The organism is Vagococcus fluvialis, assembly GCF_048815235.1.
Taxonomy (GTDB): Bacteria; Bacillota; Bacilli; order Lactobacillales; family Vagococcaceae; genus Vagococcus.
Genome location: NZ_JBMEAO010000001.1, coordinates 59,033 through 83,430, shown reverse-complemented (window position 1 = coordinate 83,430; position 24,398 = coordinate 59,033). Strand labels below are relative to the sequence as shown.

Below are 24,398 nucleotides of genomic sequence, written 5' to 3'. Positions count from 1 at the left end.
GAGGCATAATTGAATGGCAATGAATTCTAAAGAATTATTTTCTCAATTATTAAATCAGATTGGCGTTGAAAAGACAGAAAGCACCTCTAGATTTTTAGATGAGGCTGAAATAAAAGAAGTAACTGTTCACAAAAAGAGTAAGTTGTGGGAATTTCATTTAATATTTCCTGAAATTTTACCTTTTACTTTTTATCAAGAATTTATGAATCGGTTAGTAATGGCTTTTCAATCGATTGCAAATGTCAAAGTAACTATTATGACAACTAATCCTCAAATGACTGACCAATTGTTACAAGACTATTGGTTAGAAGTTTTGAAAGACGAAAACTGTGTGACACCAGTTGTTAGACAAAGATTGGCAACTCAAGCTCCTTTTTTAGAAGGAAAAGATGTGGTTCTCTTAGTAGAGAATCAAGGGATGAGTGATTATATCTCACAACAATATGCATCATTTATTGTTGATAGTTATCAAAAATTTGGCTTTCCTAAATTTAAGTTCCAACCTAAAATGGATGAAGCTAAAGCGATTGAAATCAAAAAAGCCTTTGATGCAAGACAAGAAGAACAAACTAAACAAATGATGGCTCAGGCAGCTCAAGCGATTGAAAAAAATGAGCAACAGCAAAAACAGAAAGCTGAAGTTGCTCCTCTATCAGGTCCAATTCAGTTAGGTCGTTCGATTCCAGCAGATGAGATGATCACACCTATGGGAAATATTTTTGAAGAAGAGCGCCGTGTCACTTTAGAGGGCTATGTATTCTCTAAAGAAGTTCGTGATTTACGTTCAGGAAGAAAAATCTTAATAATTAAAATGACCGATTATACATCTTCTTTCTCTGTTAAAAAGTTTTCTAATAACGAAAAAGATGTGGCTGTTTTTGAGGCCATTAAAGAAGGATCATGGCTTAAAGTGAGAGGTAGTATTCAGGAAGATACTTTCATGCGGGATTTAGTCATGAACTGTCAAGATTTAATAGAAGTAAAGCACGCAACAAGACAAGATACAGAACCAGAAAATAATAAAAGGGTTGAGCTTCATGCCCATACTAATATGAGTACAATGGATGCTGTAAATGGTGCGACTAAACTGGTAGCTCAAGCTGGAAAATGGGGCATGCCCGCCATAGCAATTACCGATCATGCCGGTGCTCAAGCTTTCCCTGATGCGTATCACGCAGGCCAAAAACATGGCGTCAAAGTCATATTTGGTTTAGAGGCTAATGTGGTGGATGACGGTGTTCCTATTGCATATAATCCAAAACATATCGAATTAACTGATGCTAACTATATTGTATTTGACGTTGAGACAACTGGTTTGTCAGCTGTTTACGATACGATTATTGAGTTAGCTGCTGTAAAGATGCATAAAGGTAACGTTATTGAAACCTTTGAAGAGTTCATTGACCCTGGTCACCCTCTTTCTCAAACAACGATTAATTTAACAGGTATTACAGACGAAATGGTCAGAGGTTCTAAGTCAGAAAAAGAAGTGTTACAACTCTTTAAAGAATTTTGTGGAGATGACATTTTAGTAGCCCATAATGCTAGTTTTGATATGGGGTTCTTAAATACAAGTTATGAAAAGTATGAAATGCCAGAAGCACCAAATCCAGTTATTGATACATTAGAACTTTCAAGATTATTACATCCAGAAATGAAGTCTCATAGATTAAATACTTTATCTAAAAAGTACAACATTAATTTAGAACAGCATCACCGTGCCGTTTATGATTCAGAAGCAACGGGGCATCTATGTTGGCTATTTGTAAAAAAAGCTAAAGAGGACTTTGGTGTTGAGTATCATGATGAATTCAATCAACACATTGGAGAGGGAGATGCTTACAAACGAGCACGTCCGTTCCATGTAACTATTTTAGCAAAAACACAAGATGGTTTAAAAAATCTGTTTAAACTTATTTCCATGTCGAATGTGGATTATTATTACCGTGTCCCAAGAATTCCACGCTCAAAATTATCTGAACTAAGAGAAGGACTAATAATAGGATCTGCTTGTAGTAAAGGTGAAATTTTTGAAGCGATGATGCAAAAAGGTGTGGAAGAAGCTAAAAAAAGAGCGAAGTTTTATGATTATATTGAAATCATGCCTAAACCTGTCTATGCCCCATTAATTGAAGCAGAATTAGTTAAAAACAATGAAGATATGGAAGACATTATTCAAAACTTAGTTAAAATTGGTGACGAGTTAAATAAACCAGTCGTAGCAACAGGAAATGTTCATTATATTGACGAAGAAGAAGCGATTTACCGTAAAATTTTAATTAATTCTATGGGGGGAGCGAATCCTTTAAATCGTTATTCACTTCCAGATGTACAATTTAGAACGACAAATGAGATGTTAGAAGAGTTTGCTTTCTTAGGTAAAGACGTGGCTCAAAAAGTAGTCGTGGATAATACTAATCTAATTGCTGATATGATTGAGGAAGTTGTTCCAGTGAAAAAAGATTTGTATACACCTAAAATTGAGGGTTCTGAAGATGAGATAACCAATCTAAGTTATACAGAAGCCCATCGTTTATATGGTGAGGAACTACCTGAAATTGTAGTGAAACGAATTGAAAAAGAACTGAAAAGTATTAATGGGAATGGGTTCTCTGTAATTTACTTGATTTCTCAAAAATTGGTGCATAAAAGTCTTCAAGATGGTTACTTAGTAGGTTCTCGTGGGTCAGTAGGTTCTAGTTTTGTAGCGACAATGACTGGGATTACAGAAGTTAATCCTTTACCACCTCATTACCGCTGTCCTGAATGTCAATATTCAGAGTTTTTCGAAGATGGATCTTATGGTTCTGGTTTTGACTTACCTGAAAAAGAATGTCCAACATGTGGTGCGCGTCTATTTAAAGATGGTCACGATATTCCTTTTGAGACGTTCCTTGGATTCCACGGAGATAAAGTACCTGATATTGATTTAAACTTCTCAGGTGTTTATCAGTCAACAGCTCATAACTACACGAAAGTATTGTTTGGTGAGGACTATGTTTATAAAGCAGGAACAATTGGTACAGTAGCTGATAAAACAGCTTATGGTTTTGTTAAAGGATATGAACGAGACAATAACTTTAACTTTAGAGCTGCTGAAATAGATCGTTTAGCTAAAGGCTCAACCGGTGTTAAAAGAACTACCGGTCAGCATCCGGGGGGAATTATTGTTATCCCAGATTACATGGATGTCTATGACTTTACGCCCATTCAATACCCAGCTGATGATCAAAATGCTGAATGGCGCACAACTCACTTTGATTTCCATTCGATTCATGATAATGTGTTGAAATTAGATATCTTAGGACATGATGATCCGACCGTTATTAGGATGTTACAAGACTTGTCAGGAATTGATCCAAAGACGATTCCAACAGATGATCCAGAAGTCATGAAGATCTTTGCAGGACCTGATGTTTTAGGTGTGAAGCCAGAACAAATTTATTCTAAAACTGGAACTTTAGGAATTCCTGAGTTTGGAACAAAATTTGTACGTGGGATGTTAGAACAAACACACCCCACAACGTTCTCTGAGTTACTACAAATTTCAGGATTATCTCACGGAACCGATGTATGGTTAGGAAATGCGGATGAGTTAATCAAACGCGGTGAAGCAACTTTAGCCAAAGTAATTGGTTGTCGTGATGATATTATGGTTTATTTAATGCATGCAGGTCTTGAAGATGGGATTGCCTTTAAAATCATGGAGAGCGTTCGTAAAGGTAAAGGAATCCCTGATGATTGGCAGAAGGAAATGCGAGATAATAATGTTCCTGAGTGGTATATTGATTCTTGTCTAAAAATCAAGTACATGTTCCCTAAAGCTCATGCGGCAGCCTATGTATTAATGGCTTTACGCGTTGCTTACTTCAAGGTTCATTTTCCAATTCTTTATTATGCAGCTTATTTTAGTGTTCGTGCTGATGATTTTGACATTGCTGCAATGGCAAAAGGAAAAGATGCAACAAAAGCTGCGATTAAGGAAATTACGGATAAAGGAATGGATGCTTCAACAAAAGAGAAGAACTTATTAACGGTTCTTGAGCTTGCGAATGAGATGCTTGAGCGTGGCCTAAAAATAGGAATGGTTGATTTGTATAAATCTGATGCAGAAAACTTTATTATTGAAGGGGATACATTAATTGCACCTTTCCGTTCAGTACCTAGTTTAGGAGCCAACGTGGCCAAACAAATTGTTATTGCCCGTGAGGAAAGTAAGTTTCTATCTAAAGAAGATTTAGCGACTCGTGGAAAAGTATCCAAGACTATTATTGAATATTTAACAGAGCAAGGTGTTCTAAAAGATTTACCAGATGAAAACCAATTATCATTATTTGATATGTTATAAGAAAAAGGATGAGTGAACTCATCCTTTTTTCTTTATATAGGTGGTAAAAATTAAGTGCGGATAATTATTAATACGAGTTGGAAAACTACTATTAGCTAAACCACGACTAACAATTAGATGATTGTCATTTAAATCATAAAGTCCATCAGTATACTCAGGTAAAAAGCCTTGATTAGGTGAGAATAAACCACCGACTCCAGGAATCTGTATTTGCCCACCATGAGCATGTCCGCTAAAAGTCGTTATCGAAGTAGGCGATAAATAATGAATGTATTCTTCTATTTTTTCTGGGTGGTGAGCCAATACGAGCGTCTCAAGAGAGCTATCAATTTTTTGTTTCTCATCAGCAGGAAGCTTAGTAGAGGATTCACTAAAACCTACAAGCTGAATCTGTTCATTTTTAATAGTAAGGTGCACTACTTCATTTTCTAGCAGCTTAGCGTCACTATTTATTACAATATCATGCCACTCATTGTAATTAGGATGAGATGTTTCGTGATTGCCTGATACTATATATGTTGGAGCAATTTTTGTCACCTTTTTTAGAAAATAAGTTAACTCTGTGGTTTTAATATTTTCAGTTCTATCAATAGTATCTCCAGTATAGAGTATTAAATCAGGTTGCTCATTTTCAAGGCAACTTAACAGTTTAGACATTGGTACTCGTAATCTTGGAAATTGAGTATCTGAAAGATGTGCTATTTTTATATGACTCTTTTCTTTTTTTAGTTTAGAGCTTTCAATGGTATAAAAACTCTTTTCAAGCTGTCTATTTTCTCGGTATCCTTCTAGAAAAAAGGCTGTACCTAGTAGAAGACTAGCTAAAGTGATTGTTTTAAATCGTTTCATAAAGTCACTCCTTTAACTTGAAAATTCATCTTATCAGAAAAAGATTAAATAAGTTTTAAAAATAACAGTCTTAATAAAACTTTAATCAAGAGTCAGTAGTATTTGTTTTTTAAGTTTAAACATGTTAGAATAACTTTGTAAGATATTTGTGAGGAGTGAGCGTGCAGACGCTCACTCTTTTTGATGAATTGCATAAAAACTTTAAAGGAGGCGACGAAAAATTGGCAAACGTTGTTGAAATCGTGACAGATTTGGTAACTCCAGTTTTGGATGAACTAACATTTGAGTTAGTCGATGTAGAGTACGTAAAAGAAGGGAAAAATTGGTTTTTACGAGTATTTATTGATAAAACAGGTGGTATTGATATCAATGAGTGTGCTCTTGTAAGTGAAAAGTTAGGTGAAAAATTAGATACGATTGAACCTGACCCAATTCCCCAAGCGTACTTCTTAGAAGTGTCTTCTCCAGGAGCAGAGCGCCCTTTAAAGAAAGAAGACGACTATAGTAAAGCTATCGGCGAGTATATAAATATATCATTTTACCAAGCAGTTGAAGGTGAAAAACAATTTCAAGGTTTCTTAGAAAGCTTTGATGAGGCTGAATTAACGTTGCGCGTGAAAATAAAGACTCAAGAAAAAACAATGGTCTTTGATCGTAAAAACATTGCAAAAGCAAGACTTGCAATTCAATTTTAATAATGGAGGTTAAGAAAGAATCATGAACAAGGAAATGTTAGGCGCACTAGACGCTTTAGAAACTGAAAAAGGTATCTCAAAAGCAATTGTTATTGAAGCCTTAGAAGCAGCAATGATTTCTGCATACAAACGTCACTACGGACAAGCTCAAAACGTTGAAGTTGAGTTCGATGAGAAGAAAGGTGACGTTCATATTTTTTCAGTTAAAGAAGTAACTGAAGAAGTAATGGATTCTCAATTAGAAGTAAGCTTAGAAGAAGCAGTAAAAGTAAACCCAGCTTATGAAATTGGTGATACGATTCGTTTTGAAGTAACACCTAAAGATTTTGGACGTATTGCTGCTCAAACAGCTAAACAAGTTATTTTACAACGCGTTAGAGAAGCAGAACGTTCAATTATTTATAATGAATTCAGTGAATACGAGAATGAAATTATGCAAGGAATTGTTGAAAGACAAGATAGCCGTTACATCTATGTTAACTTAGGTAAAATTGAAGCGGTACTTTCAAAACATGATCAAATTCCAAATGAAGTGTATCAACCATTTGACCGTATCAAAGTGTACATTCATAAAGTTGAAAACACATCTAAAGGACCTCAAGTTTATGTGAGTCGTAGCCATCCAGATCTATTAAAACGTTTGTTTGAACAAGAAATTCCAGAAGTATATGATGGAGATGTTGAAATCGTAAGTATCGCTCGTGAAGCTGGGGACCGTGCTAAGGTTGCTGTTAAATCAGAAAACCCTGATATCGATCCAGTAGGAACTTGTGTTGGACCTAAAGGACAACGTGTTCAAGCGATTGTTAATGAATTAAAAGGTGAAAACATGGATATCGTTGAGTGGAACGAAGATCCAGCAGTATTTATTGCTAATGCACTAAATCCAGCCCAAGTAGTAGATGTTGTTTTCGATGAAACTCAAAGAGCTTGTACCGTTGTTGTACCTGACTTCCAATTATCATTAGCGATTGGTAAACGTGGACAAAATGCTCGTTTAGCAGCTAAATTAACTGGATTCAAAATCGACATCAAACCTGAATCTGAGTGGAATGAAAGACAAGTAGAACAGGATGTACAAGAATCAGAAATCGTTGACGTTGAAGACGCAATGACTTTTGTTGCCGTAGAAGAAGTAGAAAATACAGAAGAGTAGGATTAGGAGGCGAAATAGATGAAACCTAGAAAAATTCCAATGAGAAAATGTGTGGCGTCTAATGAAATGAAACCGAAAAAAGAAATGATTCGTATCGTTCGTTCTAAAGAAGGAGACGTTGCTATAGACCCGACAGGTAAATTATCTGGAAGAGGTGCTTATCTTTCTATGGAGCCTGAAATTGTTCAGCTCAGCTGGGATAATAAAGTTTTAGACCGAGTTCTAGAAACAAAGTTAGACGATAGTTTTTATCAAGAACTTTTAGATTACGTTACTCGTCAAAAAGCAAGAAGAGAGCTGTTTGGCCATGACAAATAAAGATAAGTTTTTAAATCTTTTAGGATTAGCTACTAAAGCGGGTAAGCTAATTTCTGGAGATGAGACCACACTTAAAACTGTTAAAAAACAACAAGTTAGATTAGTAATTGTTGCAAGTGATGCAAGTGAAGGAACGATAAAAAAGTTTAGCGATAAATGCGCTTATTATGAGACCCCTATGATGGTCGCTTGTACGAAAGCTGAATTAAGTTACGCTATTGGAAAAAGTCGTGCCATTTTAGGTGTTGTTGACAATGGATTTGCTAGAAAGATGCGTGAATTAATGACAGAAGAATAGGATGGTGATGATATGAGTAAACAACGTGTATACGAACTAGCCAAAGAATTGGATATATCAAGTAAACATATTGTAGAAAAAGCTCAATCAATAGGAATCAATGTGAAAAATCATATGAGTACCTTAGCTGATTCTGATATTGTGAAAATTAAGAACACCCTAGTAAACAAAGAAACTAAAAAAGTAACAAAAAAAGAAACAACTCATTCTACACCAGTAGAAAATAAATCAACTAGTAAGGAAATGCCTGTGAATAAACAAGAACAAAATCGACCAAGTAATACAAATAAACCGAGTAATACAAGTAAACCAAAAACAAGTAACACAAACTCTCAACCACACTCTAACCAAAAGAGTGACCAAAACAAACCTCAAGGAAATAGTAACTTTAAAGGGAACAGCAACAATAAAGGACGTGGAACTGGTTTCCAAAATCCTAATAACCGTTTCAATAAAAAGAATCGAAAAGGTAAGAAAAAATACCCAGCATCTAATAAACCAGCTGTACCAGCACGTAAGTTTAAAGAGTTGCCTGAAGTATTAGTTTATACAGAAGGTATGAACGTAGCTGATATTGCTAAAAAAATCTACCGTGAGCCTGCAGAGATTATCAAAAAGTTATTTATGTTAGGTGTTATGGTTAACCAAAACCAACCTTTAGATAAAGATACAATTGAAATTTTAGCAGCTGACTATGGTATTAATGCTGAAGAAAAAATACAAGAAGATGTAGCTGATATTGATAAATTCTTCGAAGGTGAAGCTATTAACGAAGATAACTTAGTTAACCGCCCGCCAGTTGTAACTATCATGGGACACGTTGACCACGGTAAAACAACACTTTTAGATACATTAAGAAACACAAAAGTATCATTAGGTGAAGCTGGAGGAATTACTCAGCATATTGGTGCTTATCAAATTGAAGCTAGTGGCAAAACAATTACTTTCTTAGATACACCAGGACATGCGGCGTTTACAAGTATGCGTGCTCGTGGAGCAAGTATCACTGATATTACAATCTTAGTTGTAGCAGCTGATGATGGGGTTATGCCTCAAACAGTTGAAGCGATTAACCATGCTAAAGCAGCAGGTGTACCAATTATTGTTGCTGTAAACAAAATTGATAAACCAACAGCTAATCCAGATCGCGTGATGCAAGAATTATCTGAACATGGATTAATTCCAGAAGCTTGGGGTGGAGATACAATCTTTGTACCAATCTCAGCTAAATTCGGTGAAAATATTGAAGAATTATTAGAAATGGTTTTACTTGTTTCTGAAGTAGAAGATTTAAAAGCAGATCCAACTCAAAGAGCAATTGGTACTGTTATTGAAGCTCGTTTAGATAAGAGTAAAGGACCTATTGTTACTTTACTTGTTCAACAAGGAACACTACACGTTGGTGATCCGATTGTTGTAGGTAACACTCATGGACGTGTTCGTGTGATGACGAATGATATTGGTCGTCGTGACAAAGAAGCTGGTCCAGCAGCTCCAGTTGAAATCACTGGATTAAATGATGTGCCTCAAGCTGGAGATCGTTTTGTAACATTTGAAGACGAAAAAACAGCTCGTTCAGCTGGTGAAGAAAGAGCAAAACGTGCTTTATTAGAGCAACGTTCTGTTTCTCAACGTGTGACTTTAGACAATTTATTTGAAAGTCTAAAAGACGGTGAAATGAAAGAAGTTAACGTTATTATTAAAGCTGACGTTCAAGGTTCAGCTGAAGCCTTAGGTGCAAGTTTAAATAAAATCGACGTTGAAGGCGTACGTGTCAAAATCGTTCACTCTGCTGTAGGAGCAATTAACGAAAGTGATATTACTTTAGCATCAGCAAGTAACGCAATTATTGTAGGATTTAACGTAAGACCTACACCTCAAGCTAGACAACAAGCTGAGCAAGAAAGCGTTGATATTCGTCTACACAGAATCATTTATAAAGTAATTGAAGAAATTGAAACAGCAATGCAAGGTATGTTAGATCCTGAATTTGTTGAAAAAATTACTGGGCAAATGGTTATTCGTGAAACATACTCTGTTTCTAAAGTCGGAACAATCGCTGGTTGTTACGTAACTGAAGGATTTATTCGTCGTGAAAGTGGCGTTCGTTTAATCCGTGATGGTATTGTTATTCATGAAGGTGAATTAGCAAGCTTGAAACGATTCAAAGACGATGCAAAAGAAGTTAAACTTGGTTTCGAATGTGGTGCAATGATCGATAAATATAACGATGTTAAAGTTGATGATATTATCGAAGGTTTCATCATGGAAGAAGTTAAAAGAAAATAAAGGTAACATAAAGGAGGAACTACGATGGCAAACTATCGTGACCGCCGAGTAGCTCAAGAAATTTTAAGAGAAGTTAATGATATCTTAAAGAAAAAAGTAAGAGATCCTCGAGTAGCAGAAATTACTATTACTGAAGTAAGAGTTACTGGAGACTTACAACAAGCAACTATTTATTATAGTTCTTTAGGAGACAAAGCGTCTGAAAGAGAAAAAATTCAAAAAGGGTTAGAAAAAGCAAGTGGCTTGATTCGTCGTGAATTAGGACATCGTTTAAGTATCTATAAAACACCTGAATTGATTTTTGAATTAGATAGCTCAGTTCAATATGGAAATCATATTGATGACTTACTTAGAAATCTTAACAAAAGCGAATATTAATCAATCAAACAAGAGGTTAACTTGAATTAGTTAACCTCTTGTTTTTTTATTAGTCATTCTATGTTAAAATGAGAAAACAATGAGGAGGTAGGAAATGGTACAAGGTATTGGCATTATAGGAACTGGAGATATTGCATCACAATTTGCTAGTCAAATTGATCAATCAAAATATAAAGTGGTTTCAGTATTTAATCACAAAGAGGCAAGCTTAGAAAGGTTTTTAAAAACGCAAAATATTGCACATGGAACAACTAACTTGGATGAGTTTTTAGCATTAGATGAGGTTGAAGTCGTTTATATTGCGACGCCAAATCAAACTCATTATGAGTATGCTTTAAAAGCCTTAAAAGCTAAAAAGCATGTTTTATGTGAAAAAGTTATGGTTATGGAAGGAAAAGAAGCACAAGCATTATTTGCTACTGCTGCTGAAAATAATGTAATTCTACTAGAAGGAGTTACCCTTTTCTACATGCCGATGTTTGAGAAGGTGAGGAATGAACTCCAAGGAAATAAAATAGGTCATATTAGTGGTATGAATGTCTTATTTGGTAGTTGTAAAGAGTTTGACCCGACCAATAGATTTTTTTCAAAAGAATTAGGTGGGGGAGCTTTATTTGATATTGGGACGTATGCTTTGTCAGCGGCTGTTTATTTTTTAGGGACAGATCTAAAGGTTCTTGCATCTGATGTTGAATTAGCTTCAACAGGAGTGGATGAAAAATCAATGACTCTTTTAAAAAATGACAAAGGCCAACAAGCAAGCGTGATGATTTCATTTAGAGGAAGAATGCCAAAGCAAATTGTTATTACGGGAGATAAGGGATTTGTGGTAATAGATGATTTTCCTCGTGCAGAAAAAGCTGTTTATCAAATGAATGATGGGAGTGTGGAAGTCGTTGATTTAGGAGAAGGCAAAGATGTCTTCACTTATGAGCTTGATACACTTAACCAGTATATAAAAGAAGCACCAAAAACGAATGATTTAAGAGAAACAACAGAGCATGTGATTCTTGTTATGGATGAGATGCGCAAACGTTGGGAAAATAACTAAAATTAGAAGAGGTTGTTACGTATGAAAAAAAATGAAGCGATTAATAATATTAAAGCATTGTCAAATTTACCAGGTATTTCTGGTTTTGAGGATGAAGTAGTTAAGTATGTTAGAAATGAATGGGATAAAATAGGTGAAACAGATACAGATGGGATAAAAAATTTATATTTAGAAAATTTTTCAGGGAGTCAAACAGGATTAACAGTACAGTTAGATGCTCATAGTGATGAGGTAGGTTTTATTGTTCAAGCGATTAAACCAAATGGCTTGCTCCAGTTTCTAACAGTGGGCGGCTGGGTTCCGAGTAATATTGCTGCTCAAAAAGTAAAAGTCCGTACAACCAATGGCAATTACATTCAAGGAATTGTGACAAGTAAACCACCGCATTTTATGAGTGAAGAAGAGCGTGCTAAAGGTTTAACGATTGCTTCTCTTTCAATTGATATTGGTGCAAAATCAAAAGAGGAGGCAGAAAATCGTTTTGGAGTTAGAATTGGTGCTCCAGTTGTTCCTGATGTTGCTTGTGACTTTAATGAAGAAACCAATCTTTTCTTAGGGAAAGGTTTTGATTGTCGTATAGGAGTCGCTTGTATGATGGATGTTTTCGATGAATTGAAGGAATCAAGTTTACCTTATAACTTAGTAGGAACACTATCAGCTCAAGAAGAAGTTGGCTTAAGAGGAGCTCAAGTTGGGGCTAAACGTGTTCAAGCAGATTTAGCCATTGTATTTGAAGGCTGTCCGGCTGATGATACATCTTCAGAAGAATACATGATTCAATCAGCATTAGGAAAAGGACCAATGTTACGTTATTTCGATGTCTCAATGATTACTAATCCAGAGTTTCAAAATCGCGTCGTTGACTTAGCAAATAAAAAAGGAATCCCTGTTCAAGTGTCAGTTAGAAGTGGTGGTGGGACAAATGGAGCACCAATCAATCTTTATAACGGGGCACCAGCAATCGTAGTTGGTATTCCAGTAAGATATGCCCATACCCATCATTGTTACGTTGATTTAGATGATTATCAAGCAGCTAAAGAATTAGTTACTACCTTTTTAAAAGATCTATCAGAATCAGATTTAGCTGAATTAGCTAAACCACTTGGTTAATAACCGGAGAGTTTGTCAATTAAAAGACAAACTCTTCTTTTTTGTTGGAAGTCGCTAATTTAGAAGGTTAAATATGTTATAATATCAAGGTATATTCTAGGCTAAGGAGCGAGATAATGGAAGGAATTATTCCGGTATGGAAACCACGTGGAATGACAAGTCATGACGTGGTATTTAAATTAAGAAAAATATTAAGAACTAAAAAAGTAGGACACAGTGGAACACTTGATCCAGATGTGGATGGTGTGCTACCAATTTGTGTTGGAAAAGCAACAAAAGTAATTGAATATATTCAAGATTCCAATAAAGTCTATGAAGGTGAAGTGACTTTAGGTTTTTCAACGGAAACAGAAGATGCTAGTGGTGAGATTGTTTCAGAATCAAGATTGTCAGAAGCAATTTCCATTGAGAAAATAGATGAGGTAATGGCTTTATTCACAGGTGAAATCACTCAAATTCCACCTATGTATTCTGCTGTAAAAGTAAATGGTCGAAGACTTTACGATTATGCTCGTAAAGGAGAAAGTGTTGAACGCCCAATAAGAAAAGCAATGATTTATAGCTTTGAACGTACAAGTGAACCTGTCTTTAGTGAAGGATTACAAAAATGGACGTTTAAAGTAGATTGCGGTAAAGGAACCTATGTTAGAACGTTAGCTGTTGATACAGGTGAAAAATTAGGTGTTCCTGCACATATGTCTGATTTAACAAGAATTAAAAGTGGTGGTTTTTCTAAAGAGGATAGTTTTACTTTGGAAGAAATTGCTTTATTAATGGATTTAGAAAGAGAACAGGAATTTCTGTTACCATTAGAAACTGGTGTTGAAGATTTTCCTAGAATTGATTTAACAAGTGACATGTATCAAGTCATTCGAAATGGTTCAGTTATTCCAAAGAATTTTTTCCAAAATATGACGATTACTGAGCCAATTGCTTTGTTTTATCAAGAAAAAGTTGTTAGTATTTATGGGGAACATCCTTCTAAGAAGGGGTTATTAAAACCAATTAAAGTAATTAGAAACGATTAAAGGGGACATTTCATGGAAGTAATAAATATTCACCATCCATATAAAGAATCACAAATACCGAAAGAGGATGTCGTTTTAGTTTTAGGTTTTTTCGATGGCGTTCATCGTGGCCATCAAAAAGTGATTGAAACGGCTAAAAATGAAGCCAATAAACGCGGGGTTAAGTTAGCGTTAATGACATTCAATCACCATCCTTCAGTTGTCTTTCAAAAAGTTGACCATAAAACAATGAAATACATTACAACTATTGAACAAAAGATAACACGTATGGAACAAGAAGGTATTGATATATTATACGTTGTTGAATTTACATCAGCGTTTGCAGGTTTAAAACCACAAGATTTTGTAGATGAATATATTGTAGGGTTAAATGCTGTGGTTGCAGTAGCAGGATTTGATTATACATATGGTAAAAAAGAAATTGCTGGTATGAGTCACTTACCAACCTATGCAAAAGACAGATTTGAGATTATTGAAGTACCTGAGCAGACACAAGGGGAAGACAAAATTAGCTCAACAAATATTCGTAAAATGATGGCAGAAGGCAACATGGAAGGTGCTAATAACTTTTTAGGTTACACGTATCAACTTTCTGGTATGGTTGTTCATGGTGATAAACGTGGTCGTTTGTTAGGATTCCCAACAGCCAACATCAAAATACCTCAAAAATCATTACTACCAACTGGAGGAGTTTATGCCGTTAAAATCAATGTAGCGAATCAATGGTACATGGGAATGGCTCAAATTGGTTATAATATTACCTTTGAAAAAGACCGTCCGATGACAATCGAAGTGAATATTTTAGATTTTGATGAAGATATTTACGGTGAACAAGTATCTGTCGAGTGGTGTCATTTTTTACGTAAAGAAATGAAGTTTGATGGTATGGAAGGCTTAATTGAGCAACTGAAACAAGATGAAGAAGATACACGTGAGTATTTTACTTATAAAGGAGTTTTATAATGACATCAGCATATATTCATATTCCATTTTGTGAACATATTTGTTTTTATTGTGACTTTAATAAAGTATTTATTGAAGGTCAGCCAGTGGATGAATATATCGAGAGTTTGATTAAAGAAATTAGATTAACAAAAGAAAAATACCCAAGTGATAAAACAGAAACGATTTATATAGGTGGTGGAACTCCCACTTCTTTATCTGCTCAACAGCTAGATGCGCTTTTAAAAGGTATTAGAGAAGAGTTACCTTTTGTTGATGGAGATGAATTTACTGTTGAAGCTAACCCTGGAGACTTAACTTTAGAGAAATTACAAGTTCTTCAAAACTATGGTGTGAATCGTTTATCAATGGGCGTTCAGTCTTTTAATGACCGTCTTTTGAAAAAAATTGGTCGTAAACACACAGCTCAAGATGTCTATGACACAATGAAGATTTTTGAAGCAGCTGATTTTAAAAATGTTAGCATTGACTTGATTTTTGCTTTACCAAATCAAACGATTGAGGATTTTGAAGATACATTGAACCAAGCTTTATCCTTAGACTTACCTCATTACTCAATGTATTCATTGATTTTAGAAAATAAAACGATGTTCTATAACTGGGCAAGACAAGGAAGACTTCATTTACCAGGGATTGATGTCGAAGGAGATATGTTTGAATTAGCCATAGAAAAAATGACTAAAGCAGGTCGCCATCAATATGAAGTAAGTAACTTTTGTATACCTGGAAAAGAAAGTCAACATAATCTTGTTTATTGGAATAATGAACATTATTACGGCCTTGGAGCAGGTGCCAGCGGTTATCTTGGAAATATTCGTTATAAAAATCATGGCCCAATTCAACATTATTTAAAACCATTACGTGAAAATGAGTTGCCGACTATTAATGTTGAGACTCTAACTGTAGATAACCAAATGGAAGAAGAAATGTTTTTAGGGTTACGAAAAATTAACGGGGTTTCTGTTAATCATTTCGAAGAAAAATTCAAACGACCATTAGATTCTGTTTACGGTGAAACTATTCTAAGATTAAAGAATGACGGTATGCTAAAACAACAAGGTGATCTTTTATCCTTAACAGATAAAGGATTAATTCTTGGAAATGAAGTATTTAAGGAATTCTTATTAAAATAAAAAGAGACTTAATCCCTTGCTATATAGGGGTTAAGTCTCTTTTTTAGCACTCGTATGAATAGAGTGCTAAAATTTAGAGGTTTATTGTTGACAATAAATTAAGAACTTGATATATTAGTAAATGTAGTTAGCACTTAATAAATAAGAGTGCTAAAAAAAAGAAGGTGATGACAATTTTAAGTGAGAGGCAATTAAATATTTTACATCTATTAGTAAAAATTTATACAGAAACTAGTGTGCCAGTTGGTTCTAAAACCTTGATGAATCAGGGGATAAAAGCGAGTTCTGCTACTATCAGAAATGACTTAGCTAAACTAGAAGAACTTGAACTTATTGAAAAAACCCATTCATCTTCAGGAAGAATTCCTTCCATGAAAGGCTATCGATTTTACGTTGATCATCTGATGCAGCCAGCTGAAGTTTCAACAAGAGATTTAGCCATGATTCGTCAACATCTAAATAGACGATTTCATGCAACGAATCAAATTATTGAACAATCAGCTAAAATTTTATCAGAATTAACAAGTTATACGGCCTTTTCACTAGGTCCAGAAGTTAAAGAAAGACGTTTAACCGGCTTTCGAATTGTTCCACTAAACAGAAGTCAATTAATTGCCATTATCGTAACAGACCAAGGTTATGTAGAGAGTCAAGTCTTTACAATTCCTGAAAGTGTCACTTCAGAAGACCTTGAAAAGATGATTTCAATTATTAATGACAGATTAGTGGGAGAAAGTCTTTTGACTGTTTATCATAAGCTAAGGACTGAGATACCTTTAGTCCTACAGAAGTATTTCACTAACTCAACAAATGTATTATATTTATTTGAGGAAGTATTTAATCAAGCTTTTGATGATCAAGTTTACATTAGTGGAGGCATGAATTTACTAAATTCAGAAAGTTTAACAGATATTTCCGAGTTTAAATCTATTTATTCATTGATTAGTGACACAGATCAATTAACGGAAATCTTATTACCAGATTCAACTGGTGTTGAGATAAAAATCGGAAATGAGATTGACAATGAATTACTACTCAATATGAGTTTAATTACAGCAACTTATGAAGTTCCAGAGCACGGTAAAGGTGTCTTAGCATTATTAGGACCAACCAATATGTCGTATTCAAAGCTTCATAGTTTAGTAAAAGTAATGACAACTGAGCTTTCAGGACACTTAGATTCCTATTATCGAGGTTTAGATGATTCATTTGGTTAGTAGTAAATGTGTAAAGGAGAGAAACATTAATTGAAGAAAAATAAAAAAGAAGATATCCCAAACGAAGAACTTGAGGCAACGACTGAAGAAGAAGTTGTAGAAGTTTCTGTAGAGGATACATTAAAAAAAGAATTAGATGAGATGGAAGATAAATTCTTACGTGCACAAGCGGAAATTGCTAATATGAGAAATCGTCATAACAAAGAACGTGAAGATGCAGCTAAATATCGTGTTCAAGATTTAGCAAAAGGTTTATTAACATCATTAGATAACTTAGACCGTGCTCTTGAAGCTGAAACAACTGATGAGCAAAGCGAATCAATGAAAAAAGGTGTTGAAATGGTTCGTGAAGGGATGTTACATGCTCTTAAAGAATCAGGCGTTGAAGAAATTGCAAGTCTAGGTGAAGTTTTCGATCCTAATAAACATCAAGCAATTCAAACTGTACCTGTACAAGAAGGACAAAAAGAGGATGAAATCGTCCAAGTTCTTCAAAAAGGTTACATTTTACATGAACGTGTATTACGTCCAGCAATGGTTATCGTTGCTCAAAAATAAAAATAAAAATAAAAAAATTAGATAAAGGGAGACTTTTAATATGAGTAAAATTATCGGTATTGACTTAGGAACAACAAACTCTGCAGTTTCAGTTTTAGAAGGCGGAGAAGCAAAAATTATTACAAACCCAGAAGGTAACAGAACAACTCCATCTGTTGTATCATTTAAAAATGGAGAAATTCAAGTAGGGGAAGTTGCTAAACGTCAAGCAGTAACTAACCCAAATACAATCGGTTCAATTAAACGCCATATTGGTGAAGTTGGATTTAAAGAAGAAGTAGAAGGGAAAACTTACACACCACAAGAAATTTCAGCTATGATTTTACAATACTTAAAAGGTTTTGCTGAAGATTACTTAGGTGAGAAAGTAGAAAAAGCTGTTATTACAGTTCCTGCTTACTTTAACGATGCACAACGTCAAGCAACAAAAGACGCTGGTAAAATCGCTGGTTTAGAAGTAGAACGTATTGTTAATGAGCCAACAGCTGCAGCTTTAGCATATGGTTTAGACAAAACTGATAAAGAAGAAAAAGTATTAGTATTTGACCTTGGTGGTGGTACATTTGACGTTTCTATCCTTGAATTAGGTGATGGCGTATTTGATGTATTATCAACAGCAGGAGACAACAACTTAGGTGGGGATGACTTTGACGAAAAAATCATCGCTTACTTAGTTGAAGAATTCAAAAAAGAAAATGGTATTGACTTATCTCAAGATAAAATGGCAGTTCAACGTCTAAAAGACGCTGCTGAAAAAGCTAAAAAAGATTTATCAGGTGTAACAAGCACTCAAATTAGCTTACCATTTATTACAGCTGGTGAAGCTGGACCTCTTCACTTAGAAATGAACTTATCTCGTGCTAAATTTGATGAATTAACTTCAGATTTAGTAGACAGAACTAAAATCCCAGTGCGTCAAGCAATCAAAGATGCTGGTATTTCAATTTCTGAAATTGACGAAGTTATCTTAGTGGGTGGATCTACTCGTATTCCTGCAGTAGTTGATGCTGTTCGTAAAGAAACTAGTAAAGAACCAAATAAATCAGTTAACCCTGATGAAGTAGTAGCGATGGGTGCTGCGATTCAAGGTGGAGTTATTACTGGAGACGTTAAAGACGTTGTTCTTTTAGACGTAACACCTTTATCATTAGGTATTGAAACAATGGGATCAGTATTTACTAAATTAATTGATCGTAACACAACAATTCCTACATCTAAATCACAAGTCTTCTCAACAGCAGCAGACAACCAACCAGCAGTAGACATTCACGTATTACAAGGTGAACGTCCAATGGCAAGTGATAACAAAACATTAGGAAGATTCCAATTAACAGACATTCCTGCAGCACCACGTGGTATCCCTCAAATCGAAGTAACATTTGATATTGATAAAAATGGTATCGTAAACGTAAGTGCTAAAGATTTAGGAACTCAAAAAGAACAAACTATTACAATTAAATCATCATCAGGTTTAACAGATGAAGAAATTGAAAAAATGGTGAAAGATGCTGAAGCTAATGCTGAAGCTGACAAAGCTCGTAAAGAAGAAGTTGACTTAAGAAACGACATCGATGCTTTATTATTCTCAGTTGATAAAACATTAGGAGAATTAGAAGGTAAAGTTGACGCTGACGAAGTGAAAAAAGCAGAAGTAGCTCGTGATGACTTAAAAGCCGCTGTTGAAGCAAACAACTTAGAAGACATGAAAGCTAAACGTGATGAATTAAACGAAATCGTTCAAGCTTTAACTGTTAAATTATACGAACAAGCAGCTCAACAAGCACAAGCTGAAGATCCAGAAGCAGCTCAAGGTGGAGCAGATGACATCGTTGATGCGGACTTTGAAGAAATTAACGACGACAAATAATTAATAAATTCTTGAAAAAGCCAAAGCACTGCGCTTTTGGCTTTTTCTCTTCATGACAAAATTAAGTATCAGTAAAAATTAATTTATGTTATGATTTAATGGATAATTAACTAGAAAAATGGAGGATTACGTAATATGGCCAAAAGAGATTACTATGAAGCCTTAGGTGTTGCTAAAACAGCTACAGACGATGAAATAAAAAAAGCCTATCGTAAATTATCTAAAAAATACCATCCAGATATTAACAAAGAAGCGGATGCTGAAGATAAGTTTAAAGAAATTACTGAAGCTTTTGAAGTTTTAAGCGATTCTCAAAAACGTGCAGCATATGATCAATATGGTCATGCTAGTACAGATCCTAACTTTGGCGCAGGTGGTTTCGGCGACTTTGGTGGCGGCGGTTTTGGTGGTTTTGAAGATATATTCGAGTCATTCTTTGGTGGCGGTGGTGGAAGAGCAAGCAATCCAAACGCTCCAAGACAAGGTTCTGATTTACAATACACACTAGATTTAACTTTTAACGAAGCAATTTTTGGTTTAGAGAAAAATATTCGCTATAACCGAGAAGATGATTGTACAACATGTGGTGGTTCTGGTGCTAAACCTGGAACTCAACCAGAAACATGTAGCAAGTGTCACGGAGCAGGTCGAGTAAACGTCGAACGTCAAACACCACTAGGTCGTATGATGAGTCAACAAACCTGTGATGAGTGTCACGGTACAGGTAAAACAATTAAAGATAAATGTTCAACATGTAATGGTGCAGGACGTATGGTGAAATCTCATTCTGTTAAAGTTAATGTACCAGCAGGTGTTGAAGATGGTCAGCAAATGCGTTTATCAGGTCAAGGGGAAGCAGGATTTAACGGCGGACCTTATGGTGACTTATATGTTGTCTTTAGAGTTGAAGAAAGTCCTATCTTTGAACGTGAAGGCTCAGAAATCTATTATGAACAAAAGATTTCATTTGCTCAAGCCGCTTTAGGTGATGAGATTGAAGTGCCAACCGTTCACGGACGTGTAAAATTAAAAATTCCAGCAGGAACACAAACAGGTACTTCTTTCCGCTTGAAAGGAAAAGGAGCACCAAAATTACGTGGAAGTGGTAATGGTGACCAACGTGTAACAGTTCTTGTTACAACACCAACCGACTTAAATGAAGCTCAGAAAAAAGCACTAAGAGAATTTTTAGTGGCTAGTGGAGATAAAGCGGTTGTTGAGCAAGAAGAAGGATTTTTTGATAAAATGAAAGATGCTTTTTCAGCTGGTGGCAAAAAAAAACGTAAATAGAAACTAGAAGAGATTGATTTTTTTTATCAATCTCTTTTTTTGATGAAAAAATCTTGCTTTTTTTCATGTTAACATATAAAATCTAAATAGTAATAATTACGTTTAAGGAGATGGGTATGAAAAATATATTTAAAATAATGGCCATGATGCTTGTTTTAATCGGTGTATCAGCATGTGGCAAGCAAGAAGCTGAATCAAATGATGGGAAATTAGAAATTGTGACAAGTTTTTATCCGATGTACGAGTTCACAAAACAAGTGACAAAAGATAAAGCAAATGTGTCAATGCTAATCGATGGTGGTGTTGAAACCCATGATTATGAACCAAGTGCTAAAGATATGGCTAAAATTCAAAATGCAGATGTGTTTATCTATAATTCTAACGAAATGGAAACATGGGTAGAAGCAGTATTAAAAAATATTGATACGAGTAAAGTAAAAGTGATTGAAGCCAGTAAAGGAATTGAGTTACTTGGTGGAGAAGAAGAACAGGCAGACCACGATGATCATGATCACGAAGATGGACATTCTCACGTTTATGATCCTCATGTTTGGTTAGATCCAGTATTAGCTAAAAAGGAAGTAGAAACTATTTCAGAAGGCATTATGAGTGTTGATAAAGAAAACAGTGACTACTACAAGAAAAATACTGAAGACTACGGTAATCAATTAACTGAATTACATGAGTCTTATGTTTCTACTTTAAAGGATGCTAAAAACAGAAAATTTGTAACACAACATACAGCCTTTTCTTATTTAGCTCATGAATATGATTTAGAGCAAGTAGCAATTTCAGGTCTTTCTCCAGATCAAGAACCAACACCTAAAGAATTAAAAGGTATTCAAGATTTAGTAAAAGATGAAAACATTCAAGTCATCTATACGGAAAGTTCAGCATCAGAAAAAATTGCCAAAACTATTTCTGATGCAACAGGAGCTAAATTAGCCGTTCTTAATCCAATGGAGAGTGTGTCAAAAGAAAATCGCCAAAAAGGTGAAGATTATATTTCTATTATGAAAGCTAACTTAGAAGCGTTAAGTTTATCAATCAATTAAAAGAAGAGGGTGGGTCAAAAGTCGTTTTGCTCTGAGCAACTGGAACAAAAAGCGAACAATCGTGATTTTTGATTGCTCGCTTTTTGTGAAGTTGTCGTGAGAGCAGACTTTTTATCCCCCGACTATTAAAAATTATTCGTATAAATAACAAAGAGGCTGACATTTAAGTCAGCCTCTTTGTTTCGTTTTTAAAGAGAATCATTAATCTTCTCTAAAGTCTAAATAGTATTTGTACTTACTGCCAATATAAAAACATTCAGTGTATTCGTTAAAATTAAGTTGGCTGTCAGTTGTAAATCTAACTCGTTTTAAAATAGGTTCGCTTTTTTTCAATTTTAAAACATGTTGTAAATGAGTGTTGGCTATTATGGCTTCGACATACTCACTTTGTTTTGTTGGAAAAATATTAAACGCAGCTAAATAATCATAAAATGACCCATAGTAGTCTTTTGAATCGAGAGAAAATGGAAACTGATAAGGGATATAGGTAACAAAATAAGCGAGAAATTCTCCATCAGACCCTCGTGTTCTCTTAAGACATAACACATCATCCCCAACAGATATTTTTAATTGTGTGGCAATATTATGGTCAGCAATCATTTTAGTAACATTTGCATTGATGGTTGAAGCAATCTTACCCTGTTCTTTCATTTCTTGAGTAAAACTTTTGATAAATGTTAAATGATTTGTTTTTTCAGGTGAATAGTGATTAACAAATGTTCCTTTTGCTTTTTCTCGAACCAGTAGATTCTCTTGAGTTAATTCTTCAATGGCTTTTCGAATCGTGATACGGCTGACATGGTAAATATCACACAGTTCCATTTCAGTTGGAATACGTTGTCCTTCGACCCAGTCGCCATTACGAATATTTTCCCTTAATTCACGAGCTATTTGGGAGTAAAGTGGGATGTTACTAGATGTCATAAAAAATCTCCTTTGTTTAATTGATATAACAATAGGCTATAAAGCTTGATTTAATAAGGTTTAAAATAGACAAATGAGTTGTTAAAAACATGTTATAGTTAAGAAAATAAAGAAAGGGAGCGCTATCATGAAATACAATTTACGACCTTCCACAAAGATAACAAAACAATCAAATACCTATACTAATTATAGTGACATTACTAGTCGATTAAAACAAGAGATAGATGAAAAAAAAGCTCATGTTTTAACCATTGAAACATATCCAACAATCGACGAAGAAGAGTTAATGACCTCTTTAGTCGCTCAATTAAATCCAGATAAAATCATTCATTCATCAGAAGTCCTCGTTGACCCAGATAAAATGGAGGAAATGATTGCTTACAATTTAACAGGTGACCGCGTATTTGGTGTCATGAGTCATCATTCAATAGCAGATTTCTTAGATTCAGTTAAATTGAAACAAGCGCAAGCAACTATTAAGCAAGCTATTTCAAAAGGTGAGTTAGTTATTTGTTTAGGAGTTGGAGCGAGTCTGATTACACCACCAGATGTGTTAGTTTATGCTGATTTATCACGTTGGGAGATTCAAACGCGCTTAAAGTCAGGTAAGTTTAGTAACTGGCATACTAATAATGCGGGAGAAGATGTTAACCGTATGCTTAAAAGAGGCTACTTTTTTGAATGGAAAGTAGCAGACAAAGAGAAAAAGAAACGTTTACCACAAGCTGATTTTATTTTAGATACTCATAAAAAAAATCAACCAGTGATGATTTCAGGTAAGGATTATTTAGAAGGCTTAAAAGAAATAGCGTATCAACCCTTCTCTCTAGTACCATTCTTTGACCCGGGTGTTTGGGGTGGTCATTGGATGCAAGAAACTTTTGATATGAGAAAAGATGAAGTTAACTTGGCATGGAGCTTTAACGGAGTTCCTGAAGAAAATAGTTTGTTGATGGCATTTGGTGATGTTCAATTTGAAACGCCAGGGAATAACTTATTATTCTTTTATGGCCAAGAAACACTAGGTAATCGTGTTTTTGGTCAGTTTGGAAATGAATTTCCAATTCGATTTAATTTCTTAGATACAGTTGGTGGTCAGAACTTGAGTTTACAAGTCCATCCGCAGTTATCATACATTCAAGAAACCTTTGGCGCTCACTACACTCAAGATGAGAGTTATTATATTCTTCATGCAGAAGAGGAAGCAAACGTATACTTGGGGTTCAAAAATGGAACAACTAAAGAAGCAGTGATGACTGACTTGAAAAAAGCCGAATCAGGTGACATTGTTTTTGATGATGAAAAATATATCTATCAACAACCAGTTAAAAAACACGATCATTACCTTATTCCAGCGGGAACTATTCATTCCAGTGGAGCAGGGAGTGTTGTTTTAGAAATTAGTTCAACACCTAATCGCTTCACCTTTAAACTTTGGGACTGGGAACGAGTTGATTTAGACGGTAAACCACGTTCGGTTCATTTGAATCACGGTGAACCAAACTTAGTGATGACAAGAGATGAGGATTGGGTTAAAAGTGAGTTAATCAATCAATTTGAAGTAGTTGCTAAAGGTAATAACTGGGTAGAAGAAAAGACAGGTCTTCATGAAATGGAATTTATTGAAACAAGAAGACATACGTTTACCGATACAGTCATCCATGACAATTTTAATAGTGTGAATGTCTTTAACCTGGTTGAGGGTGAGGAAGTGACTGTTGAAAGTCTTAATAATGAGTTTGAACCTTTTGTTGTCCACTATGCTCAAACTTTTATTATTCCTGAAACAATCGGTAGCTATAAGATAACGCCAACAGGTAAAAGTAAAGGGAAACAATGTATCACCATGAAAGCATTCATCCGTTAAGAAA

General features: G+C 34.9%; 19 protein-coding genes and 2 pseudogenes. 19 read left to right on the top strand and 2 right to left on the bottom strand.

Going from position 1 to position 24,398, the window contains the following annotated elements; all coding sequences use genetic code 11:
* Nucleotides 1–13 precede the first annotated feature (13 nt).
* A complete protein-coding gene (locus tag ACODH8_RS00345; RefSeq protein WP_332464881.1) occupies nt 14–4,348 on the top strand; it encodes a PolC-type DNA polymerase III in 4,335 nt (1,444 codons plus the stop codon).
* An 18-nt stretch (nt 4,349–4,366) separates the two neighbouring features.
* Here the strand turns inward: ACODH8_RS00345 and ACODH8_RS00340 are convergent, their stop codons facing one another.
* Entirely contained in the window at nt 4,367–5,197 is an 831-nt protein-coding gene (locus ACODH8_RS00340) for a metallophosphoesterase (RefSeq protein WP_332464880.1), read from the bottom strand.
* Between the two features lie 221 nt (nt 5,198–5,418).
* Between ACODH8_RS00340 and rimP the strand changes: the two genes are divergently transcribed.
* From rimP to ACODH8_RS00255, 17 genes and pseudogenes are all read left to right on the top strand, one after another.
* The gene (gene rimP, locus ACODH8_RS00335; protein WP_332464879.1) at nt 5,419–5,892 is read left to right on the top strand and encodes a ribosome maturation factor RimP; all 474 of its coding nucleotides are present in this window, start codon (nt 5,419–5,421) and stop codon (nt 5,890–5,892) included.
* A 22-nt stretch (nt 5,893–5,914) separates the two neighbouring features.
* Entirely contained in the window at nt 5,915–7,048 is a 1,134-nt protein-coding gene (gene nusA, locus ACODH8_RS00330; protein WP_332464878.1) for a transcription termination factor NusA, read from the top strand.
* An 18-nt stretch (nt 7,049–7,066) separates the two neighbouring features.
* A complete protein-coding gene (gene rnpM / locus ACODH8_RS00325) occupies nt 7,067–7,366 on the top strand; it encodes an RNase P modulator RnpM (RefSeq protein ID WP_332464877.1) in 300 nt (99 codons plus the stop codon).
* A complete protein-coding gene (locus ACODH8_RS00320) occupies nt 7,356–7,664 on the top strand; it encodes a YlxQ-related RNA-binding protein (RefSeq protein ID WP_332464876.1) in 309 nt (102 codons plus the stop codon). The genes rnpM and ACODH8_RS00320 overlap by 11 nt, the downstream gene beginning before the upstream one ends.
* A gap of 12 nt (nt 7,665–7,676) precedes the next feature.
* A pseudogene (locus ACODH8_RS00315) lies at nt 7,677–7,785 on the top strand (translation initiation factor IF-2 N-terminal domain-containing protein); the annotation flags it as partial.
* A gap of 194 nt (nt 7,786–7,979) precedes the next feature.
* Nucleotides 7,980–9,953, top strand: a pseudogene (gene infB, locus ACODH8_RS00310) (translation initiation factor IF-2); the annotation flags it as partial.
* A gap of 24 nt (nt 9,954–9,977) precedes the next feature.
* The gene (gene rbfA, locus ACODH8_RS00305) at nt 9,978–10,331 is read left to right on the top strand and encodes a 30S ribosome-binding factor RbfA (RefSeq protein WP_332464874.1); all 354 of its coding nucleotides are present in this window, start codon (nt 9,978–9,980) and stop codon (nt 10,329–10,331) included.
* Nucleotides 10,332–10,425: 94 nt separating this feature from the next.
* The gene (locus tag ACODH8_RS00300) at nt 10,426–11,382 is read left to right on the top strand and encodes a Gfo/Idh/MocA family oxidoreductase (protein ID WP_332464873.1); all 957 of its coding nucleotides are present in this window, start codon (nt 10,426–10,428) and stop codon (nt 11,380–11,382) included.
* Between the two features lie 21 nt (nt 11,383–11,403).
* Entirely contained in the window at nt 11,404–12,492 is a 1,089-nt protein-coding gene (locus ACODH8_RS00295) for a M42 family metallopeptidase (RefSeq protein ID WP_332464872.1), read from the top strand.
* Between the two features lie 116 nt (nt 12,493–12,608).
* A complete protein-coding gene (gene truB, locus ACODH8_RS00290) occupies nt 12,609–13,520 on the top strand; it encodes a tRNA pseudouridine(55) synthase TruB (RefSeq protein ID WP_332464871.1) in 912 nt (303 codons plus the stop codon).
* Between the two features lie 12 nt (nt 13,521–13,532).
* Complete coding sequence (gene ribF, locus ACODH8_RS00285) at nt 13,533–14,483, top strand: riboflavin biosynthesis protein RibF (protein WP_332464870.1); 951 nt, start codon at nt 13,533–13,535, stop codon at nt 14,481–14,483.
* Entirely contained in the window at nt 14,483–15,616 is a 1,134-nt protein-coding gene (hemW, locus tag ACODH8_RS00280) for a radical SAM family heme chaperone HemW (RefSeq protein WP_332464869.1), read from the top strand. Before ribF ends, hemW begins: the two co-directional genes overlap by 1 nt.
* A 173-nt stretch (nt 15,617–15,789) precedes the next feature.
* Nucleotides 15,790–16,833 carry a heat-inducible transcriptional repressor HrcA gene (gene hrcA, locus ACODH8_RS00275; RefSeq protein WP_332465021.1) on the top strand — a complete coding sequence of 348 codons (1,044 nt, stop codon included), beginning with the start codon at nt 15,790–15,792 and terminating at the stop codon, nt 16,831–16,833.
* Between the two features lie 30 nt (nt 16,834–16,863).
* Nucleotides 16,864–17,391, top strand: coding sequence for a nucleotide exchange factor GrpE (grpE, locus tag ACODH8_RS00270; RefSeq protein ID WP_332464868.1), 528 nt, complete (start codon nt 16,864–16,866; stop codon nt 17,389–17,391).
* A 40-nt stretch (nt 17,392–17,431) separates the two neighbouring features.
* Nucleotides 17,432–19,258, top strand: coding sequence for a molecular chaperone DnaK (gene dnaK / locus ACODH8_RS00265; RefSeq protein ID WP_332464867.1), 1,827 nt, complete (start codon nt 17,432–17,434; stop codon nt 19,256–19,258).
* A 135-nt stretch (nt 19,259–19,393) separates the two neighbouring features.
* The gene (gene dnaJ / locus ACODH8_RS00260) at nt 19,394–20,548 is read left to right on the top strand and encodes a molecular chaperone DnaJ (RefSeq protein ID WP_332464866.1); all 1,155 of its coding nucleotides are present in this window, start codon (nt 19,394–19,396) and stop codon (nt 20,546–20,548) included.
* A gap of 116 nt (nt 20,549–20,664) precedes the next feature.
* Nucleotides 20,665–21,603, top strand: coding sequence for a metal ABC transporter substrate-binding protein (locus ACODH8_RS00255; protein ID WP_332464865.1), 939 nt, complete (start codon nt 20,665–20,667; stop codon nt 21,601–21,603).
* Nucleotides 21,604–21,804: 201 nt separating this feature from the next.
* On the opposite strand, the gene ACODH8_RS00250 is transcribed toward ACODH8_RS00255, so the two are convergent.
* Nucleotides 21,805–22,527, bottom strand: coding sequence for a GntR family transcriptional regulator (locus tag ACODH8_RS00250; protein ID WP_332464864.1), 723 nt, complete (start codon nt 22,525–22,527; stop codon nt 21,805–21,807).
* 127 nt (nt 22,528–22,654) lie between these two features.
* Here ACODH8_RS00250 and ACODH8_RS00245 point away from each other — a divergent pair, with 127 nt between their 5' ends.
* Nucleotides 22,655–24,394 carry a class I mannose-6-phosphate isomerase gene (locus tag ACODH8_RS00245; RefSeq protein ID WP_332464863.1) on the top strand — a complete coding sequence of 580 codons (1,740 nt, stop codon included), beginning with the start codon at nt 22,655–22,657 and terminating at the stop codon, nt 24,392–24,394.
* The last annotated feature ends 4 nt before the right edge of the window (nt 24,395–24,398 follow it).

Excerpts from the sequence above, each read along its gene's own strand:
- ACODH8_RS00345 (WP_332464881.1), top strand. The coding sequence starts at position 14 with ATGGCAATGAATTCTAAAGAATTATTTTCTCAATTATTAAATCAGATT.
- ACODH8_RS00340 (WP_332464880.1), bottom strand. The coding sequence starts at position 5,197 with ATGAAACGATTTAAAACAATCACTTTAGCTAGTCTTCTACTAGGTACA.
- nusA (WP_332464878.1), top strand. The coding sequence starts at position 5,915 with ATGAACAAGGAAATGTTAGGCGCACTAGACGCTTTAGAAACTGAAAAA.
- rnpM (WP_332464877.1), top strand. The coding sequence starts at position 7,067 with ATGAAACCTAGAAAAATTCCAATGAGAAAATGTGTGGCGTCTAATGAA.
- ACODH8_RS00320 (WP_332464876.1), top strand. The coding sequence starts at position 7,356 with ATGACAAATAAAGATAAGTTTTTAAATCTTTTAGGATTAGCTACTAAA.
- rbfA (WP_332464874.1), top strand. The coding sequence starts at position 9,978 with ATGGCAAACTATCGTGACCGCCGAGTAGCTCAAGAAATTTTAAGAGAA.
- ACODH8_RS00300 (WP_332464873.1), top strand. The coding sequence starts at position 10,426 with ATGGTACAAGGTATTGGCATTATAGGAACTGGAGATATTGCATCACAA.
- ACODH8_RS00295 (WP_332464872.1), top strand. The coding sequence starts at position 11,404 with ATGAAAAAAAATGAAGCGATTAATAATATTAAAGCATTGTCAAATTTA.
- truB (WP_332464871.1), top strand. The coding sequence starts at position 12,609 with ATGGAAGGAATTATTCCGGTATGGAAACCACGTGGAATGACAAGTCAT.
- ribF (WP_332464870.1), top strand. The coding sequence starts at position 13,533 with ATGGAAGTAATAAATATTCACCATCCATATAAAGAATCACAAATACCG.
- hemW (WP_332464869.1), top strand. The coding sequence starts at position 14,483 with ATGACATCAGCATATATTCATATTCCATTTTGTGAACATATTTGTTTT.
- dnaK (WP_332464867.1), top strand. The coding sequence starts at position 17,432 with ATGAGTAAAATTATCGGTATTGACTTAGGAACAACAAACTCTGCAGTT.
- dnaJ (WP_332464866.1), top strand. The coding sequence starts at position 19,394 with ATGGCCAAAAGAGATTACTATGAAGCCTTAGGTGTTGCTAAAACAGCT.
- ACODH8_RS00255 (WP_332464865.1), top strand. The coding sequence starts at position 20,665 with ATGAAAAATATATTTAAAATAATGGCCATGATGCTTGTTTTAATCGGT.
- ACODH8_RS00250 (WP_332464864.1), bottom strand. The coding sequence starts at position 22,527 with ATGACATCTAGTAACATCCCACTTTACTCCCAAATAGCTCGTGAATTA.
- ACODH8_RS00245 (WP_332464863.1), top strand. The coding sequence starts at position 22,655 with ATGAAATACAATTTACGACCTTCCACAAAGATAACAAAACAATCAAAT.